At 59.6% G+C, this 24667-nt stretch carries 21 protein-coding genes and 2 pseudogenes; 11 read left to right on the plus strand and 12 right to left on the minus strand.

Annotated elements, in window-relative coordinates; genetic code table 11:
• Positions 1–51: 51 nt before the first annotated feature.
• The 5 genes from RG540_RS29145 to RG540_RS29165 all read left to right on the plus strand — a co-directional run bounded on the left by RG540_RS29145 (position 52) and on the right by RG540_RS29165 (position 5791).
• Positions 52–1305, plus strand: coding sequence for an ABC transporter substrate-binding protein (locus RG540_RS29145; RefSeq protein WP_046601469.1), 1254 nt, complete (start codon positions 52–54; stop codon positions 1303–1305).
• A 65-nt stretch (positions 1306–1370) separates the two neighbouring features.
• Positions 1371–2303 (plus strand): carbohydrate ABC transporter permease, encoded by a 933-nt coding sequence (locus tag RG540_RS29150; protein WP_041365724.1) that lies wholly within the window; start codon positions 1371–1373, stop codon positions 2301–2303.
• A complete protein-coding gene (locus RG540_RS29155) occupies positions 2303–3130 on the plus strand; it encodes a carbohydrate ABC transporter permease (RefSeq protein WP_041366565.1) in 828 nt (275 codons plus the stop codon). The genes RG540_RS29150 and RG540_RS29155 overlap by 1 nt, the downstream gene beginning before the upstream one ends.
• Before the next feature lie 14 nt (positions 3131–3144).
• A complete protein-coding gene (locus tag RG540_RS29160) occupies positions 3145–4764 on the plus strand; it encodes a glycoside hydrolase family 43 protein (RefSeq protein WP_041366567.1) in 1620 nt (539 codons plus the stop codon).
• A 10-nt stretch (positions 4765–4774) separates the two neighbouring features.
• Positions 4775–5791 (plus strand): ABC transporter ATP-binding protein, encoded by a 1017-nt coding sequence (locus RG540_RS29165; protein WP_041365726.1) that lies wholly within the window; start codon positions 4775–4777, stop codon positions 5789–5791.
• A 395-nt stretch (positions 5792–6186) separates the two neighbouring features.
• Here RG540_RS29165 and RG540_RS29170 read toward each other — a convergent pair whose 3' ends face one another.
• Positions 6187–7617: an MFS transporter gene (locus tag RG540_RS29170; RefSeq protein ID WP_041365728.1), complete on the minus strand. Its 1431-nt coding sequence runs from the start codon at positions 7615–7617 to the stop codon at positions 6187–6189.
• A 154-nt stretch (positions 7618–7771) separates the two neighbouring features.
• Here RG540_RS29170 and RG540_RS29175 point away from each other — a divergent pair, with 154 nt between their 5' ends.
• Positions 7772–8599: an AraC family transcriptional regulator gene (locus RG540_RS29175; protein ID WP_197995266.1), complete on the plus strand. Its 828-nt coding sequence runs from the start codon at positions 7772–7774 to the stop codon at positions 8597–8599.
• 400 nt (positions 8600–8999) lie between these two features.
• On the opposite strand, the gene RG540_RS29180 is transcribed toward RG540_RS29175, so the two are convergent.
• The gene (locus RG540_RS29180; protein ID WP_046601470.1) at positions 9000–9515 is read right to left on the minus strand and encodes a hypothetical protein; all 516 of its coding nucleotides are present in this window, start codon (positions 9513–9515) and stop codon (positions 9000–9002) included.
• Between the two features lie 1037 nt (positions 9516–10552).
• Positions 10553–11322: pseudogene (locus RG540_RS29190) on the minus strand (ParB/RepB/Spo0J family partition protein); the annotation flags it as partial.
• A 392-nt stretch (positions 11323–11714) separates the two neighbouring features.
• Between RG540_RS29190 and RG540_RS29195 the strand changes: the two are divergent.
• Positions 11715–12086, plus strand: a complete 372-nt coding sequence (locus RG540_RS29195; protein ID WP_041365736.1) for a type II toxin-antitoxin system RelE/ParE family toxin — start codon at positions 11715–11717, stop codon at positions 12084–12086.
• The gene (locus RG540_RS29200; RefSeq protein WP_080725133.1) at positions 12079–12468 is read left to right on the plus strand and encodes an XRE family transcriptional regulator; all 390 of its coding nucleotides are present in this window, start codon (positions 12079–12081) and stop codon (positions 12466–12468) included. The genes RG540_RS29195 and RG540_RS29200 overlap by 8 nt, the downstream gene beginning before the upstream one ends.
• Before the next feature lie 201 nt (positions 12469–12669).
• On the opposite strand, the gene RG540_RS29205 is transcribed toward RG540_RS29200, so the two are convergent.
• Entirely contained in the window at positions 12670–12927 is a 258-nt protein-coding gene (locus RG540_RS29205) for a hypothetical protein (RefSeq protein WP_041365738.1), read from the minus strand.
• 331 nt (positions 12928–13258) lie between these two features.
• Between RG540_RS29205 and RG540_RS33385 the strand changes: the two are divergent.
• Positions 13259–13585, plus strand: a pseudogene (locus RG540_RS33385) (HEPN domain-containing protein); the annotation flags it as partial.
• A 246-nt stretch (positions 13586–13831) separates the two neighbouring features.
• Here RG540_RS33385 and RG540_RS29220 read toward each other — a convergent pair.
• The 6 genes from RG540_RS29220 to RG540_RS29245 all read right to left on the minus strand — a co-directional run bounded on the left by RG540_RS29220 (position 13832) and on the right by RG540_RS29245 (position 19963).
• The gene (locus tag RG540_RS29220; protein WP_041365744.1) at positions 13832–14902 is read right to left on the minus strand and encodes an ABC transporter ATP-binding protein; all 1071 of its coding nucleotides are present in this window, start codon (positions 14900–14902) and stop codon (positions 13832–13834) included.
• Entirely contained in the window at positions 14899–15726 is an 828-nt protein-coding gene (locus RG540_RS29225; RefSeq protein ID WP_041365746.1) for a carbohydrate ABC transporter permease, read from the minus strand. Before RG540_RS29225 ends, RG540_RS29220 begins: the two co-directional genes overlap by 4 nt.
• A complete protein-coding gene (locus tag RG540_RS29230; RefSeq protein ID WP_041365748.1) occupies positions 15723–16625 on the minus strand; it encodes a carbohydrate ABC transporter permease in 903 nt (300 codons plus the stop codon). The genes RG540_RS29225 and RG540_RS29230 overlap by 4 nt, the downstream gene beginning before the upstream one ends.
• A gap of 75 nt (positions 16626–16700) precedes the next feature.
• Positions 16701–17933, minus strand: a complete 1233-nt coding sequence (locus RG540_RS29235; protein ID WP_041365750.1) for an ABC transporter substrate-binding protein — start codon at positions 17931–17933, stop codon at positions 16701–16703.
• A gap of 78 nt (positions 17934–18011) precedes the next feature.
• On the minus strand, positions 18012–18917 hold the full coding sequence (locus tag RG540_RS29240) for a sugar phosphate isomerase/epimerase family protein (protein WP_041365752.1): 906 nt from the start codon (positions 18915–18917) through the stop codon (positions 18012–18014).
• An 11-nt stretch (positions 18918–18928) separates the two neighbouring features.
• On the minus strand, positions 18929–19963 hold the full coding sequence (locus tag RG540_RS29245) for a Gfo/Idh/MocA family protein (protein WP_041365754.1): 1035 nt from the start codon (positions 19961–19963) through the stop codon (positions 18929–18931).
• Between the two features lie 144 nt (positions 19964–20107).
• Here RG540_RS29245 and RG540_RS29250 point away from each other — a divergent pair, with 144 nt between their 5' ends.
• Complete coding sequence (locus tag RG540_RS29250) at positions 20108–21124, plus strand: LacI family DNA-binding transcriptional regulator (RefSeq protein WP_041365756.1); 1017 nt, start codon at positions 20108–20110, stop codon at positions 21122–21124.
• A gap of 64 nt (positions 21125–21188) precedes the next feature.
• Here RG540_RS29250 and RG540_RS29255 read toward each other — a convergent pair whose 3' ends face one another.
• Positions 21189–21632, minus strand: coding sequence for a MarR family winged helix-turn-helix transcriptional regulator (locus RG540_RS29255; RefSeq protein ID WP_041365758.1), 444 nt, complete (start codon positions 21630–21632; stop codon positions 21189–21191).
• 26 nt (positions 21633–21658) lie between these two features.
• The gene (locus RG540_RS29260; RefSeq protein WP_041365760.1) at positions 21659–22108 is read right to left on the minus strand and encodes a MarR family winged helix-turn-helix transcriptional regulator; all 450 of its coding nucleotides are present in this window, start codon (positions 22106–22108) and stop codon (positions 21659–21661) included.
• 98 nt (positions 22109–22206) lie between these two features.
• Here RG540_RS29260 and RG540_RS29265 point away from each other — a divergent pair, with 98 nt between their 5' ends.
• The gene (locus RG540_RS29265; protein WP_051909896.1) at positions 22207–24072 is read left to right on the plus strand and encodes a chloride channel protein; all 1866 of its coding nucleotides are present in this window, start codon (positions 22207–22209) and stop codon (positions 24070–24072) included.
• Positions 24073–24667: the final 595 nt, after the last annotated feature.

The following is a 24667-nucleotide window of genomic DNA, read 5'->3' on the forward strand; positions in this document are numbered from 1 at the left end:
ACCGGGTCGGAGGAGCTGGCGTAACCGCCAGACCAGTTGGAGGAAAAGATTATGAGATCGCTTTGGCTTGGAGCCGCCACGGCTCTGGGGATGATTTTTGCTGGCCCGGCATGGGCCGAGACCGTTCGCATTCTGACGATTGAGACCAACACACCAGGGGCCCGCGACTATTACACGAACGCCATCAAGGCTTTCGAAGCCGCGAACCCGGACGTCAAGATCCAGTTCGATTACATGGACGACACGTCGTTCAAGGCAAAGCTCCCGACGTTGCTCCAATCTTCATCGCGTCCGGATGCGTTCTTCACCTGGACGGGCGGCGTATTTCACGAACAGGCAGAGGCCGGTGTCCTGAAGGATATTTCTGCGCAGATGGATGAGAATGCCCGCGCACAATATGCCCCCGCTGGTATCGCTGCGCATACATACAAGGGCAAGCTCTACGGCGTTCCGCTCTATGCTGCCGGCGTCGCCCTGTTCTACAACAAAGCGCTGTTAGCCAAAACCAATGTCGATCCGAAATCCATCAAGACCTGGGATGACTTCCTCGGAGCGGTCAAGAAGGTGAAGGCTGCTGGCATTACGCCCATCGTGCTCGGCGGCAAGGACAAGTGGCCGATCGCCTTCTATTATGGTTATCTCGCGACCCGCTTTGCTGGGACCGAAGGCATCGCCGCTGCCGACCGGGGTGAGAATGGCGGCTTCAACAATCCGGACTTCGTCAAGGCCGGTGGAGCCTTCAAGCAGCTCGTTGACCTCGAGCCCTTTCAGCCCGGCTTCATGGATACAACGCAGAACAAGGCGGCCGGTCTTTTCGGCGACGCCAAGGGCGCGTTCTATTTGATGGGCAATTTCTTCATCGGCGTTCAGGCCAAAAATTCCACATCCGGCAAAGGCCTCGGCGATGATCTCGACTTCATTCCCTTTCCGACCGTCGCGGGCGGAAAGGGTGATGCCAACGACACGTTCGGCGGGGTCAACGGCTGGCTGATCACAAAGGATGCCGCGCCGGCGACCGTTAAGTTCCTTCGGTTCCTGACCAGCAAGGAAAATCAGCTCGAAGGCGGCAAGCTGGGGATCTGGCTTCCCATTGCGAAGGACGCTCAGGCCAGTATCCAGGACGCTCGCCTGCGCGGCATCGGAGAATTGCTCGCCAGGGCGCCGCACCACCAGCTCTATCTCGACCAGGCGCTCGGTGCGAGCGTCGGGGCCGCCCTGAACGATGCCGCCGCAGAGATTGCGACCGGCGACATCAAGCCTGAAGAAGCTGCGCAGAAGGTCGAAGAAGCGCGCGAGATGCGCTGAGCTTTCTCCCAATTCAGACGGGCGGCCCCGCCGCCCGTCCGCCGGTTGAACCAGCAAGGTTACTTATGGACACTTTTACGAGAACACGCCCGGGGCGCAGCCGGATGGCGCGCTTATCGCGCATGCAAAAGGACGGGAAGCTGGCAACAATCCTGCTCTTCCTGCCGCCAGCTTTGGTCCTTTTCACGATCTTCGTCATCTGGCCCATCATCAATGCCGCCCATCTGAGCTTCTTCAAATGGAGCGGCTATGGCGCCGTCACGAATTTCGTCGGCATGCAGAACTACCAGCGCCTGATCAACCACTCCGTCTTTCATCAGTCGATGTGGAATTCGCTCAAGCTGGTATTGGCGTCGATCTTGATCCAGATACCGCTCGCTTTGGCCATGGCGCTGCTCATTTACAGGAAGACGCCGGTTAACACGGTGTTCCGGTTGATCTTTTTCGCACCTTACATTCTCGCTGAAATAGCCACCGGTTTGATATGGAGCTTCATCTTCGATGGCGACTACGGAGTATCCGGCCAGATCGCTGCGGCGCTCGGCATCGAGCCGATCTACATCCTGGCCGATCGGCAATACGCTTTCATGGCCATCATCACGGTGATCGTGTGGAAGTATTTCGGCTACCACATGATGATTTTCATAGCCGCACTGCAGGCGGTTCCTTCGGATCTCATCGAAGCTGCGGATATTGACGGAGCAGGACCATGGCAAAAGGTCTTCTACGTCAAGCTGCCGCTGATCAGCCACGCGATCAAGCTATCCGCCTTTTTCGCGATCATCGGCGCCCTGCAGGTCTTCGACATCATCATCCCGCTAACAAACGGCGGGCCGTCGAACTCGACCCACTCCATCGTCAGCTATCTCTATACCTATGGCCTCGCCCAGCTGAACGTGGGCTATGGTAGCGCCGTCGGCGTAGTGTTGTTCATCCTGTGCCTGGTCTCCGCATTTGGCTATCGGCGCCTAGCGCTTTCCAAGGGAGATGTGTTGTGATCCGTCCCGGTTTTTTCCCGGCGCTGTTGCGCGCAGCCGTGCTTTCCATTGTTGCGGCCATTGTCATATTGCCCCTGCTTTCCACCTTCCTGGGTGGTTTCAAGTCCATGGGCGAATTGCGGTCGTCACCATTTGGCATCCCGAAAGTGTGGGACCTGAGCACCTATTCCGACATCCTGTTCAGTCCCCTGTTCTGGACCTACATGCGCAACTCGTTGGTGGTCTCGATTTCGGCCGTGATCCTGACGCTTCTATCCGCGTCGATGGCAGCCTATGTGTTTGCCCAGATCCGGTTCTTCGGTTCCCGATACATACAATCTTACCTGCTCCTGGGACTCATGTTCCCCTTTGCGACAGCCATCGTGCCTCTCTTCATCCAGATTCGCGATCTCGATCTGCTCGACAATCCACTGGGCATTATCCTGCCGCAGACGGCTTTCTCGATGGCCTTCGCCGTCGTTCTTCTGCGCAGTTTCTTCCAGCAATTGCCGAGGGAGCTGTTCGAGGCAGCCTATGTCGATGGCTGTGACTATATCGGCTTCTTCTTCCGGTTCACTCTGCCGCTTTCGACGCCAATCCTGGCGACCGTCGGCACCTTCGTTTTTGTGCAGAGCTGGAATAACTACCTGCTGCCACTGGTCGTGCTGAACGAGCGCAGCCTCTACACCTGGCCGCTGGGCATCATGCAATTCCGCGGTGAGTTCCTGATCGAGTGGAACAAGATCCTTGCTTTCGTGTCGCTGACCATCCTGCCGGCACTCATCTTCTTCACCTTTACCCAGAAATACATCGTTGCCGGCCTCACCCGCGGCTCCGTGAAAGGTTAGTTATGAATCGCGTCATGATCCAGAATCCGATCCTCCCTGGATTCAATCCTGATCCCTCCATCTGCCGCGTGGGCGGGGACTATTACATCGCCGTCTCGACCTTCGAATGGTATCCGGGCGTGCAGATCCATCACTCGCGCGATCTCGTGAACTGGCGCCTCGCAAGCCGGCCCCTCAACCGCGCCTCGCAACTCGACATGCGCGGCGATCCGGACAGCTGCGGCATCTGGGCCCCTTGCCTCACGTATGCAGATGGCCTGTTCTGGCTCATCTATACGGACGTGAAGCGAAAGAGCGGGGCCTTCAAGGACTGCCACAATTATCTCGTCACCTCCCCGACCATCGAGGGACGATGGTCCGACCCGGTCTATCTCAACTCCTCGGGTTTCGATCCGTCCCTCTTCCATGACGACGACGGCCGCAAGTGGCACGTCAACCTGATCTGGGATCACCGCGGGCGCCCGTCACGTTTCGGCGGGATCCTTCTCCAGGAATACGATTCGGTCGAGAAGAAGCTCGTCGGTCCGATCACCAACATCTTTCGCGGCTCGCCGCTGGGCCTAGCGGAGGGACCACACCTCTACAAGCGGAACGGTTGGTATTATCTGATGGTCGCCGAGGGTGGCACAGGTTATTCCCACGCCGTGACCATGGCCCGGTCGCGCAACATCGCCGGTCCCTACGAGTTGCACCCCGACACTCATGTCGTCACGTCGCGCTTCCATCCTGATGCGACGCTGCAGCGCGGCGGCCACGGCGACTTCGTCGAGACGCCTGACGGCGATACCTACATGGTACATCTCTGCAGCCGGCCGCTCCCGGGTCTCTATCGTTCCGTGCTCGGTCGCGAGACGGCGATCCAGAAATGCGTTTGGGGCGATGACGGTTGGCTGAGGCTGGAAGGCGAGAAGTACGTGCCGATGGACGAGGTGCCGGCTCCGGCCTTTCCTCCGCATCCCTTCCCGCCAGAGCCGGAGCGCTACGAATTCAATCCGGACATCGGCCTGCCCACCGCATTCCAGTGGTTGAGAACACCTCATCCGGAACGACTCTTTTCACTATCAGATCGCCCCGGCCATCTCCGCCTCTTCGGCCGCGAATCCATCGGGTCCTGGTTTGAGCAGTCTGTCGTTGCCCGCCGTCAGACGGGCTTCAATTACGATGCGGAAACAGAAGTCAACTGCGATCCGACTTCCTATCTGCAGATGGCGGGATTAATTGCCTACTACAACCGCTTCGCCTACCACTATCTCTGCCTTAGTCATGACGAAAACGCTGGCCGTTCGTTGCAGATCTTCTACTGCAACGGCCAATGGCCGAACGGCATGACAATGCTTGGCCTTGCCGATCCGATCCCCGTTCCGGATGGGCCGGTGCGCATGCGCGTCGAGGTAAGGGGGGCGGCTCTCCGCTTCTTCTACTGGAAAGACGACGCGTGGACCCGCATCGGGCCGGTGCTCGACAATTCCGTCCTGTCCGACGAAAGCGGAGAAGGCGAGCAGAGCAAGATCACCGGATCGTTCGTCGGCATCGGCAATTTCACCGGCGCATTTGTCGGTATGGCCGCCCACGATGTGGGAGGGCTCGGAACGCCGGCGGACTTCTCGTATTTCGATTACAAAAACATCCCTTAGGAATGAGCCCATGTCCGTCCTCGAATATCGCAACATCAAGAAAACGTTTGGAGCGATAGACGTCATTCCGGACGTCTCGCTTCACATCCCGCACGGCTCGTTCACGGTCTTCGTCGGCCCCTCCGGCTGCGGCAAATCCACGCTTCTGCGGCTGACTGCAGGGCTCGAGGAAATCACCGACGGCCAGCTCTTTATCGATGGTCGCGACGTGACCGAAGAGCGTCCGACCGAGCGCGGTATCGCCATGGTTTTTCAGTCCTATGCACTTTATCCGCATATGGATGTCGAGGGGAATATTGGATTCGCACTCAAGATGGCGGGTGTGCCGAAAGCGCAAATCAAGAGCCAGGTCGCAGCGGCAGCCGAGGTTCTGCAACTGACGCCGTTGTTGAAGCGCAAGCCTGCCGAATTGTCCGGTGGCCAACGTCAGCGCGTGGCGATCGGCCGGGCCATCGTTCGTGAGCCTAAAGTATTCCTGTTGGACGAACCGCTGTCCAACCTCGACGCGGCTCTTCGCACCCAGATGCGCGTCGAGCTCGCCCAGCTTCACCAACGGCTCGGCGCAACTATGATCTACGTCACGCACGACCAGGTGGAGGCGATGACGCTTGCCGACCAGATCGTTGTGCTCAACAAGGGACGGATAGAGCAGGTGGGCGCACCGATCGACCTCTACAACGCGCCGAAGACGCTATTCGTCGCCGGCTTCATCGGGTCCCCGAAGATGAACTTCTTCACCGGCGAAACCGCCAAGACTGCGGGTGCTCATACGCTCGGGGTCCGACCGGAGCATATAGAAATCACCCGCGAGGGCGGCACTTGGCGGGGCAAGGTGCAGTTCACCGAACGGCTGGGCAGCGACACCTTCCTGCATGTGCCATTGGAAGGCGCCGGGACCGTTATTGCTAGGGCCGTTGGTGATGTGAACTATGCAAGCGGTCAGGAGGTTGGGCTAACCTACCGACCGGAATTCGTACACCTGTTCGATGAGAACGGATTGCGCAAACAAAACCGGCCCGATCGGTAACGATCGGGCCGGTTTATTCATTGCCTGGAGTTCAACTCGCCTTGGGTGCGTCCGGTACGTCGGGGAACGTCCCCTTTTTAGGTCAAAGGCTTATAAGCGTACCGCCACAGTCGGATGAAGGTGAGCTGGACGATGGCCGGGAAGTCGACGGCAAGCTTGTCGTCGGTGGCTCTTGGGCGGGTGTTGGAGTGGTGCCCTGGTCCTGGATCAGCTCGCGGAAGATACCAGACTGCGAGACTCGCTAGTTGGCCCGAATCCCGGCGCTGTCCACAACTTCCTTCCTTGCAGAGTGATGTGGAGTTGGCCACGCCTATCGCCGGGCGTGAGGACGATGCGGTCGATCACCTCGCGCAGCGCGTCGGCGGCTTCGACCGCGTCGTCGCGATGGCTGAGGATCAGGAGGGGTCATGCCGGAGCAGCAGCGAGGCGAGCGCCGAGACCGCGCTGATCGCTCCAGTCGCAATGAACGCCGCGTGGTAGCCGGCGAGCTGACCGAAGGTCTCAGAGCCTGTGCCGCTCTCTGCGACCGACACCGAATGCGCGAGCGTCACCAGGGCGGCGATGCCCACGGCTCCGCCGAGCTGCCGGGCGGTGTTTTGCAGACCGGCGGCGAGACCGGATTGCGCATGGGGAATACCGGCAAGAACCGCGTGCGTCGCCGTCATGATCATCAGGCCGAGGCCGCCGCCGACAAGCAGTGACGGCCACAGGATATCGGCGACATAGACGGGCGCGGCAGGAACCCAAGCCAGCCAGACCAATCCTGCCGCAGCCATCAACCCGCCGAAGAACGGCAGGCGGTCGAAGCCGGCATCGCGAAGATAACGCGACGAGATGGAGGTGATGGCCAGGAGCAGCGCCATCGGCAGGATGGCAAGGCCAGTGTCCATCGGGCTGTAACCGGCGATCTGCTGGAGGACGAGCGAGATGAAGAACATGGACGCGGTCAAAGATGCGCCAAGGCCCATGACCATGACGATACCGACCGGGATGTTGCGATGCCGGAAGACGCTCAAACGGATCAGGGGCTGCTCGGTGCGGCTTTCGATGCCGACGAACAGCGCAAGAAGGCCAGCCGCGATGCCGAGGGCGCCAAGCACGACGGGCGATCCCCAGCCCAATGCGACCGATTGGGTGATACCGTAGATGAAGCTGCCGATCGCGAGCGTGATCGAGATCGCGCCCGGCATGTCGAGCTTCAGGCGATCTTCACCATGAGGCTGCGGCGCCAGGCAGGTCGCAACGACCAAGCTCAGAAGCGCACCGATCGGCGCGTTGACGAACATGACCCAGCGCCAGCTCAGAACGCTGACCAGCACACCACCGATGATGACGCCGAAGGCGGCGGCGATCGCCCCCGATGCGGCCCAGAAGGAGATCGCCCGTTCGCGCCCGGCTCCCTTGGGATAGACGGAGATGATGACGGCCAGCGTCGAGGTTGCGAGCGCCGAAGCACCAAAACCCTGAACCGCCCGTGCCGCCAGAAGCATAAGGCCGCTCGTCGCGAAGCCGCCTACCAAGCTCGCCAGAGTGAAGGTGACGAGACCCGCCTGAAGGATGGTGCGGCGACCGTAGATATCGCTCGCACGTGCCGCGAGCAGCATGAAGCCGCCGAGCGACAGCAGATAGGCATCGACAACCCATTGCTGACCAATGGTGGTCAGGCCGAGATCGGCGCGGATCGCCGGCAGCGCCACATTCACGATGGCTCCGTCCATGACGACCATGAACGAGCACAGGCAGGCAACCACTGCGGCAATCCACGCCGGAACACTGCTACGCAAAAGGGAAGATGGAACCACCGGGGCGGCGGAAACAGAAGACATCAAATGCACCTCGTCGGGTTGGATCACGGTGCATCCGTCTGGAAGACCGTTTGCGTCGCCTTCCAGGATCGACTGAGATGGGTTATGAGCGGTATCGATATATGGACATAAAATACTGAGAGATGGCCAAAACGGTATGACAACAGCCTCGTCGATGCCCGTCGATCTCAGCGACCGGCTCGATGGCCCGTCGCTGATTGCCGTGTGGGGCAATGATGACCCCGGCACGGAGTATCGGCTGGGAACGCGGGAATATGACTGGCACACGCACCGGCGCGGACAGGTGCTGTGCGTCGAAAGCGGCCTCATTCATGTTCGGACGGCGCATGGTTCCTGGCTGCTGCCGCCGCACCGCGCGGGCTGGATTCCGCCGGGCGTCGCTCATGCGGTCAGCGTCAGCGGCGCGCTGAGCGGGTGGAGCGTCTTTATTGCCCCCGACGCCGGATGCGATCTGCCCGACGCCCCCCGTGTGATCGGCATCGGGGAACTGATGCGCGCGCTGGTTCGGAAAGCCGTCACATGGAACACCATGGACAGGCTGCAACCGGATCAGGATCGCGTCGTCGCCGTTCTACTCGACGAGATCGCACAGGCGCCGCAAGAGCGTCTGCATTTGCCGATGCCATCCGATCCGCGGCTGGTGCGCATCGCCAATGCGATCCTCGCCCGGCCCGAGAACGAGCGAACGCTCGACGAATGGGCGACATGGGCGGCGATGTCGTCGCGCACGCTGCGGCGTCTCATTCTATCCGAGACGGGGTTGAGCTTTGCCCAATGGCGACAGCAGGCACGTCTGACCCACGCCCTCGAAATGCTGGCCCGAGGTGATCCTGTCGGCATGGTCTCCGACGCTCTCGGCTATGCCGCGCCAAGCAACTTCATCACGATGTTTCGCCGCGCCTTTGGCGACTCCCCGGGTCACTATTTTGCCGTTACCGAAAGGCGCGATGGTGTCCATTCCACTCAGAAGTCCGATCGCTAATCCCGACAATCGCGGTGAAAACGCCGACTGTGTTGCCGAACGTTCGACAGGTGTTGGAAGCGAACGAAAGTCGCCGTTGATCACCTGGTAACGTCGCTTGGATAGCGTGCAGAAGTGAAAAGTGCAGACGAGAGGGGTCGCGATCATCAAAGCGCGAACGCATAGCTGTGCTGCACAAAAATTAGGTGCAACGCGATGAAAATTCGTGCATACAGACTTCAGCTGATGCACATGGCGGCTTCCTCCCAGTTCCGCCGCAGCAGCTGTTCCCCTCTGGAGGTCCATGACCTTCATACTTTATGGGCCGCGGTTTTCCGTCGGCCCTTTTTTCTTTTCCGAACCATGTCGCAACGGCTTTTCGGACGCAGGAGAAATGCGGGGCCGCAGCCCCGCCATCGTCCTATTCGAATGCTGCCATCTGAACCGTTGCGGCGTTTTGGTCGACCGAGTTGGCGGGCTGCTCGACCGTGCGCTCGTATGGCTTCCAGGTCTCGCCTGTGATCTCCTCGTAAGCCGAGACGGCGCCTTCGGCTGCTATGCGAAGCACATGGGCCTGCAGTCCCATGTCGGCTGCGAACTCGCGCTTGCGCTGGGCGCGGCTGTCGAAGCCTACCGGGCCGTCGAGGTCTTCATCCCTGAAGTCGTTGGAGAGTTTCGTGGTGAGATCGCGGGCTTCTGTGACCGCGCGGCTGTAGAATTGTCCGGCGCCGTAGGCTGAGCTGACGAAGGATCCGACGATGCGCTGCATGTGGATCTGCATGGCCTTTTCGGCGAGGCCATCTTTGGGCGCATCAGCGCTTTCGATCAACTGGCCGCGATGGAGGTCGCGGATCCCGTCGCTGTCGATGAGGGCAAGGCCGAAGCTTTCGGAGATGCGCAGTGCCTGGGCTGTATCGGGGCAGGCGTGCCTGACCATTTCGAGTGTGGTGGCGCGCTGGGATTTTGCAGGGCGGTTTTTCTGGGTGGAGCGGTGCCATGATCGGATCCTTTATGAGCGATGTTTCAGCGAAGCCCGGGGTGCCGGTTGTCGTCCGGCTCAGCCCCTCGGGTGCGGGCAAAAGGACATGGGCGTCAGCGGCCCGGCCCAAGGTCAGGGTATTGCCAGGAGGAGCGGGGTAGGTTTGCGGATGGTGCTGCCCGCCTTTAAGCGGGCTGCGCCAGACGCGGGCCTGCCTTGCGACGAGGCGATGATCCTGCCGCAACGCGGCGCGCCAGCGGCCTTTGACCGGGACGCGCCCATGTCAGACCGCAGCAAAACCGAGGTGCTGTGCCGGCCGACGATCTGGTTTACGGCAGCATGAGGCAATCGCCGTCCAGGATCCGACTTTGCAATGCCGCGTCACCCTCGAAGGGTACTGACAAATCTCGATCCCAGCACATTAGAGTGTAAGAGAGTGTAAGCCGGTTGCCCGTTCGCTGGCTCTGCATTTCGATCAAAGCTTTACCCCTCCCTCGATTGGTCGGGTTTACCGCTTTCGCCCGGCTCCGTTGATATGCGTGCCATGACTGGTGGCTAGCCATGCCGTACTTTGCATTTCCACCGAGCCTTCGTTTTTCGTGTCAGCTCTGCCCGCCGAGAGCGGCAATCGTGCTGCCGTGCCCAGATCCTGCGATGGAGTTCGATGAAATCGATCACCTGATTTCGGGGAGTGTCGCTGTCAGTGAACGTGACAGTCATCGTTGCGCCGCCCAGGTCACGAAGCTGGACGGACCATCATATGGCTCGCTTGATGGATTGATGACGAAGCCGTGCCGGCCGATCACGTAGTCGGAGCCTAGAACCAGAAACCGCCGTTCGCCGGTCTCGCTGCGGATCCCACCCAGTGTCGCGATGCACTCGACAAAGCCGGGCCTGTGATCGGAATTGAGGGCTGCGATCACCACCCAGTCGTTGCGATGTCGCTTTTCGAATTCCTGAGCGTCACGGGCGTGGGACTGGTCCTCCTGGAGAGTGACCGAACCACGCTTCGGCAGATTGTTGGAGAGCCACTCCTGCTGCGCCCCGGGAAACGCCTCGACGTCCGTGGTGTAGCGGTTGTCCTCGTCGGCGGGTGCAAACAGGTCCTCGACCCAGACGATGCCATAGGCCTGCGCCAGTTCGTCGCCGAAGCTTGCGTGCTTGGCGAGCATCCGGGTCGTGGTCAGTGCGCGAGCCACCTCCCACCACGACACCTGCGGATCCTGCTTCCTCGGCTTGTACTTCTTCCAGACCTCGGCCTGCTCGTCCTGGCCGGCGGCGGCGATCGTGCGCAGCTGCTGCTCGTTCGGCATGTCGCCTCGCGCCATCTGGTCGAGCATCGCGGGCAGGATGTTGGCAAGCAGCCGCAGCTTTCGGATCTGCCGGACCGGAAGCGCGATGGATTCCTCGGTCCAGCCGAGAGCGACGAGGCGTTCAATGGCGCGCCATTGATTGACTGGGTTCAGCAGCTCGCGGGCAATGTTTTCCGCGACTGCATGGCGCCGAGATCGTCGCTGGGTTCGGCGACCAGAACCGCGATCTCCGCGATATCCGCCGCCACGGCCTGAGCGGCACGGCGGTGACCGAAGACGATGATATAGCTGTTGCCGCCGTCGGGATCGGGCTTGACCACCGGTGGCTGCACCACTCCGATCGCCTTGATCGACGCGCAAAGCAGTGCATCGGACTGGGGGGAGGATTTCGACTGGCGCGCCCTGTCGGGATTGTCCTTCAGGCTGCGCGGATCGACTGTCATCAGTTCCATGAGAGAAGTCCTTTATCGGGTTACGGGCGGACAGGCTGTCCTTGCCCTCTCGTCTTCTTCTCGAAGACATCCCCCGAAACGCGGGACCGGCCTGCGGCTGCAACTGCGCCGGAGCGGACCTGGCGTGCGAACAAGCGAGGCACACCTGCCTTGCGAGACAAGCAGGCCCGGTCTCGGCGACCGGCGCGATTGAGGGAACCGGCAGCCGTTGGACCGTCCTTGCGAACCGGTTTCCTTCCTCTTCTTTCCCCTCCCCGTTTTACCCTCGCCTTAAATCTGCCCGACTCCGATTGGCCATTCGCACCAGGCGCTGTAGGATGTTGATCACGGACACCGAAATAGAATCACCCAAAACATATAACCTTGACAGCATATAACTCTGAGATCATATTGTGACGAAGGAATGGGCGGTTCTGCTCCACGACGAATTCGACCCGGAGTTTTCAGCACTGCCGGAAGAGGTGCAGGACGAAATCTTCGCGGCACTGCCGCTTCTGAAAGCTTATGGGCCGCAGCTTGGTCGTCCATACGCCGATACGCTCAAGGGATCGGCACATGCGAATATGAAGGAATTGCGGTTCAAGGCTGCAGACGGTGTTTGGCGACTGGTCTATGCTTTCGATCCCGAGCGTCGGGCAATCCTTCTGGTCGCAGGCGACAAATCGGGCGGCAGTCAGACGCGGTTCTACAAAGTACTGATCGCAAAAGCTGATCAGCGATTGACACAGCACCTCAACGCAATGAAGGAGAAAAAGAATGGCTAGATCATTGGATGACGTCCTTCAGGGCCTTCCTGCGGAACGTCGCGAACGGCTCGAACAACTGGGCAATGAGCGGCTTGAAGAATACCGGACACTGCAGGATCTGCGCAAGGCGCGCGACCTCACCCAGGTCCGTATGGCCGAAACGCTCGGTGTAAAACAGGAAAATATTTCGCGCCTGGAGAAGCGGAGCGATCTGCTTCTGTCCACGTTGCGCAGTTATGTCGGGGCCATGGGCGGCACCCTGGAACTCGTGGCTCGTTTTCCGGACCGGCATCCGGTCGTCCTGTCTTCCTTGTTCGATGATGATGCCGGGCCTGTCGCAAAAGAAAACCCGGCAAGATCTCGTACCAAAAAAGCACCGCTCCGCAGCCTGACGGGCTGATAAAAAATCTGGATTCGATGGCAAAAGTGCTCGCGCACTTGAAAACGAAAGGGCGCTCAACCCTTTCGGGGAGCGCCCTTTCCGACCCGGACAGTTTCAAACGCGCGGCAATCGCCACTGCAGGAAACTATCGAAACGGGTGATGACCGATAGATGTGTATGACACGATCCCGTTTCAAGTGACCGCGGATATGCCGCTGTTTACGCGGCTTCCTGGCGATCCTCCTCTGGTTCGTCGGCGGTTGCCGCCAGATGCCTTTCGATCTCGTCCAGTTGGCTCAGCTTGAGTTCGAGCTTGGCTTCGAATGGGAAGCTTTCATCCAGACGCGGTGTGTAGGAGGCAAGGCGACGTTTCGCATCGGCGAGGCGAATGCGATGGCTCTCTCGCTCCTGTTCAAACCCGCCAAGCGCGTGCTCGAGCCGAGAGATGGCACCGATCGGCGTCGTTGTTATGGCCAAGTCGATCTCGTAGTCGCCACCTGTGCGTTGAAGCAGCGTGTCGTAGCGGTAGCCATCCTTGCCAAACCGTTCGCCATGGTATGCGTGTGAATCAGCACCGAAGGTTGCCCCCTATGATCGGTCCCGTAAAACCTTGATCTACTGAGATGAAATCCAGATCGGGTGGGGTCACGATCGGCGCCGATGACGCCCCGCCCAAGTTGCAAATTTGCAAGTAAAGTCAGGTGCTTACCGCCTTTTCAAACGGGGTCAACCTTCGGTGCTGTTTCACAATCTATGTAAATTTCGCGCGCCTTGACCCCCATCCCAGGTAGACGAAAGCTGGCGCAAGGATGCCGCCTTCGCGCTCGATCAATCGCTCGAGCAGGCTTACGCCTGCGTCCTCCTCACGCTCACGAATTACGGCCCGCCCTCGCACAACAACAAGTTCCTGCGCTCGCTCGCCGAGGAGCAGGACCGGCGTCTGGCCGAAGCCTTTCCCCGAGATCAGCACCGCGAACGCGCCTGGTTCAACACGCTCAACGAAGCCTATGGGAAGGCGCGGTATTCCAAACATTACGAAATCAGCGAGGAGGCCCTGTTATGGCTGGCAGAGCGAAGCAGTCTGCTGCTCGACCTGATCAAATCGGTCTGCTCCGAGCATCTGGGATTTTTGGAAAGCAGCCTCGGCAAGTGCCGGATTGATTGCGGTCGATCCAGTTATCTGAGCACTGCAGGGCTGCTTGACTGGTCCGCCCCCACCTCGAGGAGCTTTATCGGCCAAGAACAACATACTGGCTCTCCTGATCGAAGTGGACCGGACGGTAGATGCGTTCTCATTTGCGCTCAGCTGAGCCAGCCTTCTCCGTGAACCGGCACTCGGTTCTCGACGGCAATCGACACATACCATAACGCGCCGGCACGATCATTTGAGGCTCTGTTCGGTCGCGGCGTCGAACAGATGGACATTGCTTACAGCAAACGTCAGCCGAATGGTTTCGCCCGCCGCCACTACGCTCCTGCCATTCAAGGCAACGACAATCTCAGGCGCGGTGGCGGTGGTAATGAACGTTGCCGCGCCGGTCGTTTCAACTGTCGCGACATCCACCTTGAAGCCGACGGCATCGGCCGCGGCGAGAGTAAGATGCTCCGGGCGGATGCCGACGATCAAGGCACGTCCAGCTGGAAGCGGACAACCGAGATCGACGGTCTGCGGCTCGGCAAGGTCCAGAACCAGGGCTCTTCCGTCAGGCGTCGCTCGCGCCGGAATGAAGTTCATCGCCGGCGACCCGATGAAGCCGGCGACAAAGCGATTGGCCGGACGGTCATATAAATCGAGCGGCTTGCCCTGTTGCTCGATAATGCCATTGCGCATGACGACGACATGATCTGCCATCGTCATCGCCTCGACCTGATCGTGGGTCACATAGACCGAGGTCGCGCCGAGGCGGTCGTGGAGTGCCCTGATCTCCTTGCGCATGTGAACCCGCAATGCTGCGTCGAGGTTCGAGAGCGGTTCGTCGAAAAGGAAGGCTTGCGGGTTGCGGATGATGGCCCGGCTCATCGCGACGCGTTGACGCTGCCCCCCGGACAATTCCCGCGGATACCGGTGCAGCAGGTTCGACAATCCAGTGATCGCCGCCACATCGGCCGCCGCCCTTTGCCTCTCTGCCTTTCTCACCCCGTTGATCTTCAGGCTATAGGTCAGGTTTTGTTCGACGGTCATATGCGGGTAGAGCGCATAAGACTGGAACACCATGGCAAGATCGCGCTTTCGGGGCGGCACCCCGTTCATGCGTTTTCCGGCGATGACGAGATCGCCGCTCGATATGGTCTCGAGCCCCGCCAGCGAGCGCAGTAGCGTGGACTTGCCGCAGCCGGACGGGCCGACCAGCGCGACGAACGAGCCCTTGCGAATGGAAAGATCGATATCCTTCAGCGCGTGATAGGCGCCATAATATTTGTTGACGGCCGAGAGTTCAATTTGGTGGGTCATTTCAATGCTCCCGATGTGAGCCCGGACACGATACGGCGCTGCAACAGAACGAAGATGGCAAGGATGGGCGTCACATACATGGTGGCGTAGGCCATGATGTTGTTCCACTCGCTGGTGTTCGGCCCCATGAAGGAGTTGAGTCCGACGCTGGCGGGCTGGAGCTGAATGTCCTGGATCATCGATTTGGAATAGACGAATTCGCCGAAGGCCTGCATGAAGATGAGAATGGCGCTAACCAGAATGCCGTTGCGCGCCAATGGCAGAACGATGTTGAAGAAGGCCCCGATGCGGGAGTTGCCATCCACCAGCGCCGCCTCCTCCAGCTCCATCGGCACGGCCATGAAGGTTGCGCGCACGAGCACGACGAAAAAGGGCATGCTTTTGGCGGTGATGGCCAGGATAACGGCAAAGCGCGGATATTCGAGCAGGCCCACTTGCGAAAAACCCACGAAGATCGGCGTTATCATCAGCGAGGCCGGCAGAACCTGAAACATCAGGATGAGGAAAAGCCCGATATCCACCCAGACATTGCGGTAGCGCGCCAGCACATAGGCACAGCCGGTGCCCAGAAACGCGATCAGGGCCACCGCACCGAAGGCAATGACCGTGGAGTTCCACAGGTAGCGGCCCATGTTCCGGCTTTCCCAGACATAGGTGAAGGTGCGCCATTGGGCAGAGGAGGGCCAGAATGTCGGCGGTGTGGCGAACATTTCCGAGCCGCTTTTCAGCGCCGTCAGATACATCCAGTAAAGCGGGAAGAGATAAATAGCCGCCATGACGACGGACAGGGCAAGCAACAGCCGATTTCGTGCGATTTCACTCATCCGCGCACCTCATGGCGTGTGGAACGGACATAAACGGTTGCGGCGAACATCACGAAGACGGTCATGATGACGGAAATGGTGGCGCCCTTGCCGAAGTCATACTGCCGGAAGGACAGATCCCAGGCCCAGTATTGCGCGACATTGGAGGAATTGTTCGGCCCGCCATCGGTAATCGCGGCAAACAGATCGAATTGCTGCAGGGTGAAGATCAGCCCGAGCGCGATGATCGCGCCGATGGTGGAGCGCATCATCGGCAGGGTGATGGTCCAGAAGCGCTGCCAGGCATTGGCGCCATCCATTTCCGCCGCCTCGTAGAGATCTGCAGGAATGGCGGCAAGACCGGTGGCGAGCAGGATCATGTTGAAGGAGGTGCCGAGCCAGATATTGGCCAGAATAACCGCCCACAGCGAGAAATTCGGATCAGACCTCCAGAAGATATTGCCGTTGACGAGGCCGGTTTGCTGCAACAGAAAATTGAGCACGCCGAAGTCCCCGGACAGGATCCAGTTCCAGATGGCGCCGACGACGAGACCGGGCATGACCCAGGAAACCAGAAAGAGGCCGCGCAGCCAGGATGCTCCGGGAAAATTGATCCAGAAGAACAGGGCCAACGAGAAGCCGACCAGAAACTGCCCAGCGATCGATCCCACCACGAAGATGACCGTGTTCTTGAGGATGGATATGGTTTCAGGCTCGGTGAACAGGTCGACATAGTTTTTGAAGCCGACAAAAGGCCGGATGACGCTGGCCAGGCTGAACATGTCCACTTCCTGAAAGCTCATCAGGATGTTGTAGAGCAGCGGAAGCCCTGCCAGTGCCAGGAGGAACGTGAAGGGCACGCCGACCAGAACAAGGTCGAAACCGCGGCCATCCGTTACGCTGGAAAACACTCTTTTCATCGAAACCTCGCTGGAGCCTGCAGGACGGCCCGGCGGCTGGGGTGCCGGGCCGTCGCTGCGGGAGGGGCGGCTGTCTCAGCCGTCGATCGACTTGATCTTCGCAGCCGCCTGATCGAGCGCGGCCTTCGGCGCCATCTGGCCTGTCAGGGCCGCCTGTATCGCGTCCTGGATGGCTTTCGAGATTTTCGGCCATTCCGGCGAAGGGCCGCGGGGTTGCGCATATTTCAGCTGCTCCACGAAGGTGGCGAGTGCTGAATCCTTCAGGGCATTGCCCGTGGGCGGAACCGGAAGGTCGGATCGGGCCGGAAGCTGGCCGAAATTCTTGTACATGGTGGCATCCTTGGAAGCGAAGAATTCCAATGCCTTGAATGCCTCTTTCGGATGTTTGGTGCTGGAAAAGATCGCCCAGTTGAAATCACCCATGGCGGATGAACGCTGAGCGCCCTCGCCCGGCACCGGCAGAAGAGCGGTGCCCCATTGGAATTTGGCATCGCTCAACATCCGGTCGATTTCCCATGGACCGGAAATCGCCATGGCCGCATTTCCGGCATTGAAGGTGGCGGTCGAATCCCATTGGCTTCGGGTGAGCGTGTCCGGCGAGGCTAGTTTTTCATCCAGCATCTGCTTCCAGACGGTAAGCGCGTTGACGGCACCTTCGCTGTTGATCGATTTATAGGTGGCGCCGCCCATCTGCGCCCAGGGCAGGAACTGGAAAGTGCCCTCCTCGTTGGCCTTGGCGGAAAAGGTGATGCCATAGATGTTCTTTGAAGGATTGGTGAGCTTTTTCGCCGTCGCCACCAGGTCGGTCCAGGTCTGCGGCGGCTTTTCGGGATCAAGACCTGCGGCCTTGAACAAATCCTTGTTGTAGTAAAGCGCAATCGTGTTGGTCGCCTTCGGCACCCCGTAATATTTGTTGTCCCACGTCGCCGATTTCAGCGGCCCGGGAAAGTAGTTTTCCGGCTTGATGACCTTGGATTGCTGGATCATGTCGGTGAGATCCAGAAAGGCTTTGCGGGAGGCGAACATCGCATGGTTGGGATTGTCGATGGCAATGATGTCGGGTGCCTTGCCCGTGGAATAGGCGCGCATGGCCTCGCTCACCACGTCGTCGAACTGAAGCTGGCGATATTCGATCTGGATGCCGTTATTCTGCGCGTTGAATTCCTTGATGAGGTTCGGCGCGGGCTGGATATCGCGGTCCAGCGACCAGAGGACGAGTTTCACATCCTCCGCTCTGGCGCTCATGCCGGCAAGTGACACACTGGCCAGAGCCAATGCAACGGAAATCATAGTCCTGCGGATACCCATGGTTCTCCTCCTTCTTGGTTATCCTCAATTCTCATCCGGCTGGCGCAGAGCTCCTTCTATGGCCAGCCGGCCGGCGCATCAGACCGGATCGACGACGAATGTGCCGCCCCTTGCCTGTTTCAGATGGTTCAAGGCGTGGATCTGCCCCGTCATTTCCAATGCATCCCGATAGACAGGATCATGCCATCCCTCGATGTCGATGGAGCCCGACCAGCCGGCCAGCCGAAGTTCCGAAATAATGTCGGTCCAGTTGCTGTCGCCGAAACCGGGCGTGCGCATGAAAACGAAGGGATGTTTTCCGAAGATGCCGTGCTCGCGGATCACATCCCAGCGGATGGTGGCATCCTTGCCGTGGACGTGGAAAATCCGCTGCGCCCATTTGCGGATCTGTGGCAAGGGCTCGATGAGATAGACCATCTGGTGGCAGGGTTCCCATTCAAGCCCGATATGCTCGTCGGGCGTTTCGTTGAAAATGAGTTCCCAGGCATCTGGGTTATGGGCGATATTCCAGTCGCCGGTTGCCCAGTTGCCGTCCATGGCGCAATTTTCAAAGGCGATGCGGACGCCGTTGTCGGCGGCGCGGCGGGCAAGCTCGCTCCAGATCTGCCGGTAACGCGGCAGGCTTTCTGTCAACGGCCTGTTGCGGATGCGCCCGGTGAAGCCGGCAACGCAGGTGGCGCCGAAATGATGGGCGTTGTCGATGCAGTCCTTCCAGCCCTGAAGCGTCTGGAGATCGAGCTCCGTTTCTTCCAGGGGATTGCCGAACATGCCGACGGTCGAAATGGTAATGTCCCGCTCGCCGATGGCCTCGCGGCAACGTTTGCCAAGCTCGGCGATATCCTGGCCGTTGGTGGTCTGCCAGAAAAAGGGCTGGAAGCTTTCAAAGCCCATATCGGCGATCTGGGAAATTCGCTCGGCCGCCTGGCCCTTGGTGGCGCTGATCATAGTGCCGATGCGGATGGAATGGTTTCGCTGTCCGGTCATAGTGCTGGCCCTTATGCTGCAAGGTCGATGGTTTGCCGGGATCTGGCGCTTTCGATCGCGCCAAACACCATGGCAAGGCTCTTGATGTTGTCCCACCCCACTGTTTCCGGCACGCCGCCGGTTTCGATGGCCGAGAGGAAATCGGCAATGACGCTGGCATGGCCGTGGGTTTCCTCTTCACGGGCTGGCGGCAGAACCTCGATCGGCGTCGCGCCCCGCAGCAGCCCGCTATCGCTTCCTGCAACGGAGGCGCGGAAGGTGTCTTCTCCGTCCCAGGTCAGCATTCCGTTCGAGCCGACAATACGCCATTCGCTTTCCCAACTCGTGCGCTGGCCTTCCGCGCACCAGGAGCCGCGATAGGTGAAAACCACGTCGTCGGTGAGCTGAAACACCGCATTGGCGCTGGCGCCGTGGGCATACCAGGATCCGGGTGGGTTTGTTTCCAGGCAGTAGACGGAAAGCGGTGTCTTGCCGGAGACGAAACGGGCCGCATCGAAAGTGTGAATCGCCATGTCCAGAAGCAGGACATTGTCCATCTGCTCCCGGAAGCCGCCGAAATGCGGGGCGATGAAGAAATCGCAATGGATTGCGGTGATCGCGCCAATCACGCCGCTTTCGACAAACCGCCGCATCCGCCGCACACCCGAAATAAACCGCCGGTTCTGCACGATGGAATGAATGCGCCCCGCAGCCTTCGCGGCGCGGATCAGATCTTCCGCCTCTTCCATCGAGGTTGCCATGGGTTTTTCGCTCAACACATGGCATCCGTGGGAAAGCGCGGTCTTGACGACGGAATAGCGGGCGACGGGAATGACGACATCGAACACAATGTCCGCGCCGGTTTCGCCCAGCACCGTGGCGAGATCGGATCCGATGGAGATTGGCTGAAGAGAAAATTCGGCGGCCAGCGCCTGTGCAGCCGAGAGGTCGAGATCGACCAGACCCACGACGGTCAGCGCCTGCTTCAGCGCCGGCGTGGACTGAAGCGCGCGCAGCCATCCTTTGGCCATTGCTCCGCAGCCACACAAAACGACCTTGTATGTCACCAATTTCCTCCCATGCAATGTTTACGGCACGACACCTCCCGTGCATCCGTAAACGTTTACGGTACTATGAACGCATCGATTTTTTTGTCAATACTGCTTCCGAAAACGATTACGGTCTTATACCGAACCCTCAAGAGGCTCCCTGTGACAGGCATCCGCCAACTTGCCGATTATCTGGATATTTCCATTGGCACCGTGTCCCGCGCGCTCAATGGAAAGGCGGATGTGAATGCGGAAACCCGCAGGCGCGTCCTGGAGGCGGCGGAGAAGCTGGGATACGTCCCTAACCAGTCGGGCCGCTCGCTGCGCAAGGGCTCGACCGGCGTCGTGGGCTTCATGATGCAGACCGGGCCGGAAATCAACAGCCAGGGGGATGCCTTCTTCATGAGCGTTTTCGACGGGGTGCAGACTGTGCTTAGCCGACACAAGCTGGATCTCGTCGCCCTGCTCTGCTCTTCCAATGAAGATCCCTATGCCTATTTGCAACGCACCGTGGCGCGCGGCTTTGCCGATGCCATCATTCTCTCGGCCACCCGGCGCAACGATGCACGGTTCGAACTGCTGCACCGGCACAACATTCCGTTCATCTCGCTTGGCCGCAGCCTGACCGATGTCGGCCAGCCCTGGATCGATCTGGATTTCGAAGGAATGGCGGAGATCGCGATCGAACGGCTGGTCAAGGCGGGCCACAGAGATATCGGGATCATCTGGCCCCATGGCGATCTCAACCTGGGTTACGTGTTCGCCGATCGATGCCGCGAGGTGCTCGCAGAACATGGGCTTACCCTCAGGGAGGATCATATCTTCCGGGCAAAACCGAGCGAAGCGGGGGGCTATGCCGTAGCCCACGAGATCGCATCCAGATCTCCACGCCCGTCGGCAATCGTCCTGGTCAATGAGATCCTGGTTACAGGGCTCTACAAAGGGTTTGAGGACGCTGGCGTTAAGCCGGGCAAGGACATTGCGATCATCGGTCGCTACAGTCCCCAGGCTCAGTACCTCTCTCCGGCCTTGACCTGCTTTACGTTGTCTCTTCGTGACCTGGGGATCAGCCTGGCGGAGCATCTGCTGTCAGTCATACCCGACTACCAGTCCCATTACGTCGGACAGACACCCCGCGTGATCTGGCCTATGACGTTGATCGAGGGCACAAGCGGCTGAACGGCCTCAGTCTGCGCCGCGGTCTCCAACCATTGCCGACCAAGTGCGTTCAGGCCGATTCTGCTTACTCGTCGTCAGCAGATGCCAATGGCATCTTTTCGAGTTGAGAGAGCAGCGCCACCAGCTTCGGTGTCATCTCGCGGATTTCCACGATATGCGCTTTGCTTAGGCGGCCGAGCAGCTCCTCGGCCTTGTCCGTTAGTTGAACGGTCTGGCGCCGTCGATCTTCCTGATCCACCTGCCGTGCTGCGAGCCCCCCGTCAACAAGCCGATTGATCAGTTCCGTTGCAGTATGAGGGGCGATGAGGAGCCGTTCGGCGAGCATTCCGACCGTCATCGGTTTGCCGTTGCGATTGCCTTTTATCGCCAGAAGCGCCTGGTGCTGCTGGGGCGGCAATCCTTCTACCTGTGCAGCAGATGCACTGAAATCCATGAACTGCCGAAGCGCATAACGAAGGTCGGCGAGCGTTTCGTAGTCTACCTGCCTGAGGCTGCTGAGCTTCTTCATCTGCTCTCCGTTTTCGTCACCGGCAGTCAAAGCATCCATGTCATGTGCTGCATCTTCTGGCGGTCCTGCAGGACCCGAAGCGACTGCATCAATTCCGGCGCCATCTTCCGGATCTCGAATAGATGGGCACTTGCCAGTCGGTCAAGTGCATCCTCCGCCTTGGGCGTGAGACGAATGACGTGTTTGGCGCGACCCACCGTTGACGGCCCTGGCTCGACATAACCTTCGTCGATCAGTTGCTGAATAAGGTCATCCACCAGTCTTCCGGTCATCAGGAGGCGCTCGGCCAGCATCCGTGCGGTCATCTGTCTGCTGCTCGGCAAGCCCTTTATCGCCAGCAGCGCCTGATGTTGCTGCGGCTTGAGACCAAGCTTATCCGCCTCTTTCGCGCTGAACTGGCGGAAGCGGCGGATGCTATAACGCAAGTCAGCGAGTGCTTCGTAGTCTCCCGCGGTGAGGCGTTCCTGATGCTTCATAGCCAAATCTGCTCCCGGATTTACGGCTTGATTTACATCGTATCACGATATATTCGACGTACTCAAGCCACGCCCGCCCGACCCGCCAAAGGAAAGCCATGTCGCAGCATCAACCCGGCAACCGACCGCACGACTTCACCGGAGGGCTTTCAAGGCGCGAGGCAGGAGACTTCACCACCGACAGGCGCGTTCTCGTCCTGGTCGGGATGTCGATTGTCGTGGGCACCGGCGGCGCGTTCGCGGCATGGTGTCTTGTGAGCCTGATTGCGCTGGTCACCAATATCGTCTGGTTCGGCCATATCGGCATAGAACCGGCCTCGCTCGCAGGCGTGCCGCGATCCCCCAGGATCTTGCTGATTCCTCCTTTGGGAGGATTTGTCATCGGCCTGATGGCCCGCTTCGGATCAGAGAAGATCCGCGGTCACGGCATTCCCGAGGCGATCGAGGCGATCCTTATCGGTGGCAGCCGGATGTCGCCCAAGGTCGCGGTACTGAAGCCGCTGTCGTCGGCGATTTCGATCGGCACAGGTGGCCCGTTCGGCGCGGAAGGTCCGATCATCATGACGGGCGGAGCAATCGGATCGTTATTCGCGCAATTCTTCCATATGAGCGCCGCCGAACGCAAGACCCTGCTGGTGGCGGGGGCAGCGGCTGGCATGACGGCTATTTTCGGTTCGCCGATTGCAGCGCTCATGCTCGCCGTCGAACTCCTTCTGTTTGAATGGAAACCTCGCAGCTTCATCCCCGTTGCCGTTGCAGCGTGCGTCTCGATATGCTGGCGGCCGATACTGTTCGGCACGGGGCCGCTGTTTCCCACGCACTTTGACATCGCTCTGCCGTGGTGGGGAATTTTCGCCTGCGCCGCGATCGGCGTCGTATCAGGTCTGCAATCCGGGCTACTCACCACTCTGCTCTACAAGATCGAGGATCTCTTCGAAGAGCTTCCGATACACTGGATGTGGTGGCCGATGCTCGGCGGCATCGTGATTGGCGTCGGGGGGTTGATCGAACCTCGCAGCTTGGGCGTCGGCTACGACATTATCGACGGCCTGCTCAACAACAGGCTGCTCGCCTCGACCGTCCTGACCATCCTCGTGGTCAAGACCTGTATCTGGCTATTTGCGTTGTCCTCCGGGACCTCCGGCGGGGTTCTCGCCCCTCTCCTGATTTTCGGCGGCGCCTTGGGCTGGCTTGTCGGTCTGGTAATGCCGGGTCATGATCCCGGCTTCTGGGCGTTGCTCGGAATGGCGGCGATGATGGGCGGGACGATGCGCGCGCCGCTGACCGGCACGTTCTTCGCGGTCGAGATCACGGGGGATATAAGCACCTTGGTGCCGCTTCTGGCAGCGACGGTGGTCGCCTATGCCGTGACGGTCCTGCTCCTGCGACGTTCGATCCTTACCGAGAAGATTGCGCGAAGGGGGCAACACATCACCCGCGAATACGGCATCGATCCGTTCGAATTCACAAGGGCCGGTGAGATCATGATCAAGGAGGTGGACACGCTACCGGCGACAATGACGGTAAGGGACGCCTGTGACCTCTTTGCGTCTCCGCAAAAAACCCACCGCATTTACCCCGTGATCGACAGCGCCGGGCGCTTGGCGGGGGTTGTTTCCCGAGGCGACGTACTTGCCTGGCAAGGGAAGGCCGAACTGGCGGAGCAAACGCTTGCCGAACAGGTTTCGGACGCTTCGGTCCCGGTTTGCCATCCACAAGATACGGTCGGTTTCGTCGCAGATGTAATGCTTTCGACCGATACCGGACGGGTTCCGATCGTCGATCCCGGCAGCGGAAAATTGTGCGGGCTCATTGCGCGAAAAGACCTTCTGCGCCTGAGAAGTCTGCTGCGAACCTCGGAATTCGAGCGACGGCCATATCTTTCGAAGAAGACGCGAGATTACTCGAGCATGGGCAAAGAGACCGGTGTTGGACAAGCCGCGCAACGAACAGAAATTGATTGAACCGTTGGCCACTTCGGCCTGATCAATGCCGCGTTCGTGTACATGTCCGCTCGTGAATTTCTTGATATACATCGCCTCACGACATACATTCGATGGGTGAGGAGAACGCCACGTTTTCGCAGCCTCCTCCTCCCCGGCATCCATTGATGAGGAGCATAAGGTATGAGCGACCACAGGAATGTGCCCAGTGTTTTGCAACGAATGACTGAAGATGTTGAGGCCGGCTACGGCTCCACCGTCCTATCTTCGCCGACCGCAAAGATGGATTTCCTTCGTGCCCAACTTGCTCAGCGAGGTCTGGCTTCAGAACGCATGAGCTGGAGACTGCTTCTGCTCGAATGGCAATACGATCTCGCCGTTCTCTTCGGGAACGTCGGTGATTGGATAAGGTATATCGATCGGCGCTTCAATCGGACTGACGTATAGAAATCTCCGGCCTGATTTTCGAGCTTGCCATATCGATCTCCGCCCCGACGGAAACCGCGCGCAGATGCGGCGGATTTCGGCAATAAGCTGTTAAGCCTAAGGATATCGCGACACGCCTGCATAAGCTCTCCTTAATAGTCGATACGTATTGTAGGCCTGCGACAGATCA

Origin of the sequence: Neorhizobium galegae bv. orientalis str. HAMBI 540 (assembly GCF_000731315.1) — a bacterium.
Taxonomy (GTDB): domain Bacteria; phylum Pseudomonadota; class Alphaproteobacteria; order Rhizobiales; family Rhizobiaceae; genus Neorhizobium; species Neorhizobium galegae.

What these genes read in the sequence shown, in the direction of transcription:
- RG540_RS29145 (WP_046601469.1), top strand. Translation starts at nt 52, where the DNA reads ATGAGATCGCTTTGGCTTGGAGCCGCCACGGCTCTGGGGATGATTTTT.
- RG540_RS29150 (WP_041365724.1), top strand. Translation starts at nt 1,371, where the DNA reads ATGGACACTTTTACGAGAACACGCCCGGGGCGCAGCCGGATGGCGCGC.
- RG540_RS29160 (WP_041366567.1), top strand. Translation starts at nt 3,145, where the DNA reads ATGATCCAGAATCCGATCCTCCCTGGATTCAATCCTGATCCCTCCATC.
- RG540_RS29165 (WP_041365726.1), top strand. Translation starts at nt 4,775, where the DNA reads ATGTCCGTCCTCGAATATCGCAACATCAAGAAAACGTTTGGAGCGATA.
- RG540_RS29170 (WP_041365728.1), bottom strand. Translation starts at nt 7,617, where the DNA reads ATGTCTTCTGTTTCCGCCGCCCCGGTGGTTCCATCTTCCCTTTTGCGT.
- RG540_RS29175 (WP_197995266.1), top strand. Translation starts at nt 7,772, where the DNA reads ATGCCCGTCGATCTCAGCGACCGGCTCGATGGCCCGTCGCTGATTGCC.
- RG540_RS29180 (WP_046601470.1), bottom strand. Translation starts at nt 9,515, where the DNA reads ATGGTCAGGCACGCCTGCCCCGATACAGCCCAGGCACTGCGCATCTCC.
- RG540_RS29200 (WP_080725133.1), top strand. Translation starts at nt 12,079, where the DNA reads ATGGCTAGATCATTGGATGACGTCCTTCAGGGCCTTCCTGCGGAACGT.
- RG540_RS29220 (WP_041365744.1), bottom strand. Translation starts at nt 14,902, where the DNA reads ATGACCCACCAAATTGAACTCTCGGCCGTCAACAAATATTATGGCGCC.
- RG540_RS29225 (WP_041365746.1), bottom strand. Translation starts at nt 15,726, where the DNA reads ATGAGTGAAATCGCACGAAATCGGCTGTTGCTTGCCCTGTCCGTCGTC.
- RG540_RS29230 (WP_041365748.1), bottom strand. Translation starts at nt 16,625, where the DNA reads ATGAAAAGAGTGTTTTCCAGCGTAACGGATGGCCGCGGTTTCGACCTT.
- RG540_RS29235 (WP_041365750.1), bottom strand. Translation starts at nt 17,933, where the DNA reads ATGGGTATCCGCAGGACTATGATTTCCGTTGCATTGGCTCTGGCCAGT.
- RG540_RS29240 (WP_041365752.1), bottom strand. Translation starts at nt 18,917, where the DNA reads ATGACCGGACAGCGAAACCATTCCATCCGCATCGGCACTATGATCAGC.
- RG540_RS29255 (WP_041365758.1), bottom strand. Translation starts at nt 21,632, where the DNA reads ATGAAGAAGCTCAGCAGCCTCAGGCAGGTAGACTACGAAACGCTCGCC.
- RG540_RS29260 (WP_041365760.1), bottom strand. Translation starts at nt 22,108, where the DNA reads ATGAAGCATCAGGAACGCCTCACCGCGGGAGACTACGAAGCACTCGCT.
- RG540_RS29265 (WP_051909896.1), top strand. Translation starts at nt 22,207, where the DNA reads ATGTCGCAGCATCAACCCGGCAACCGACCGCACGACTTCACCGGAGGG.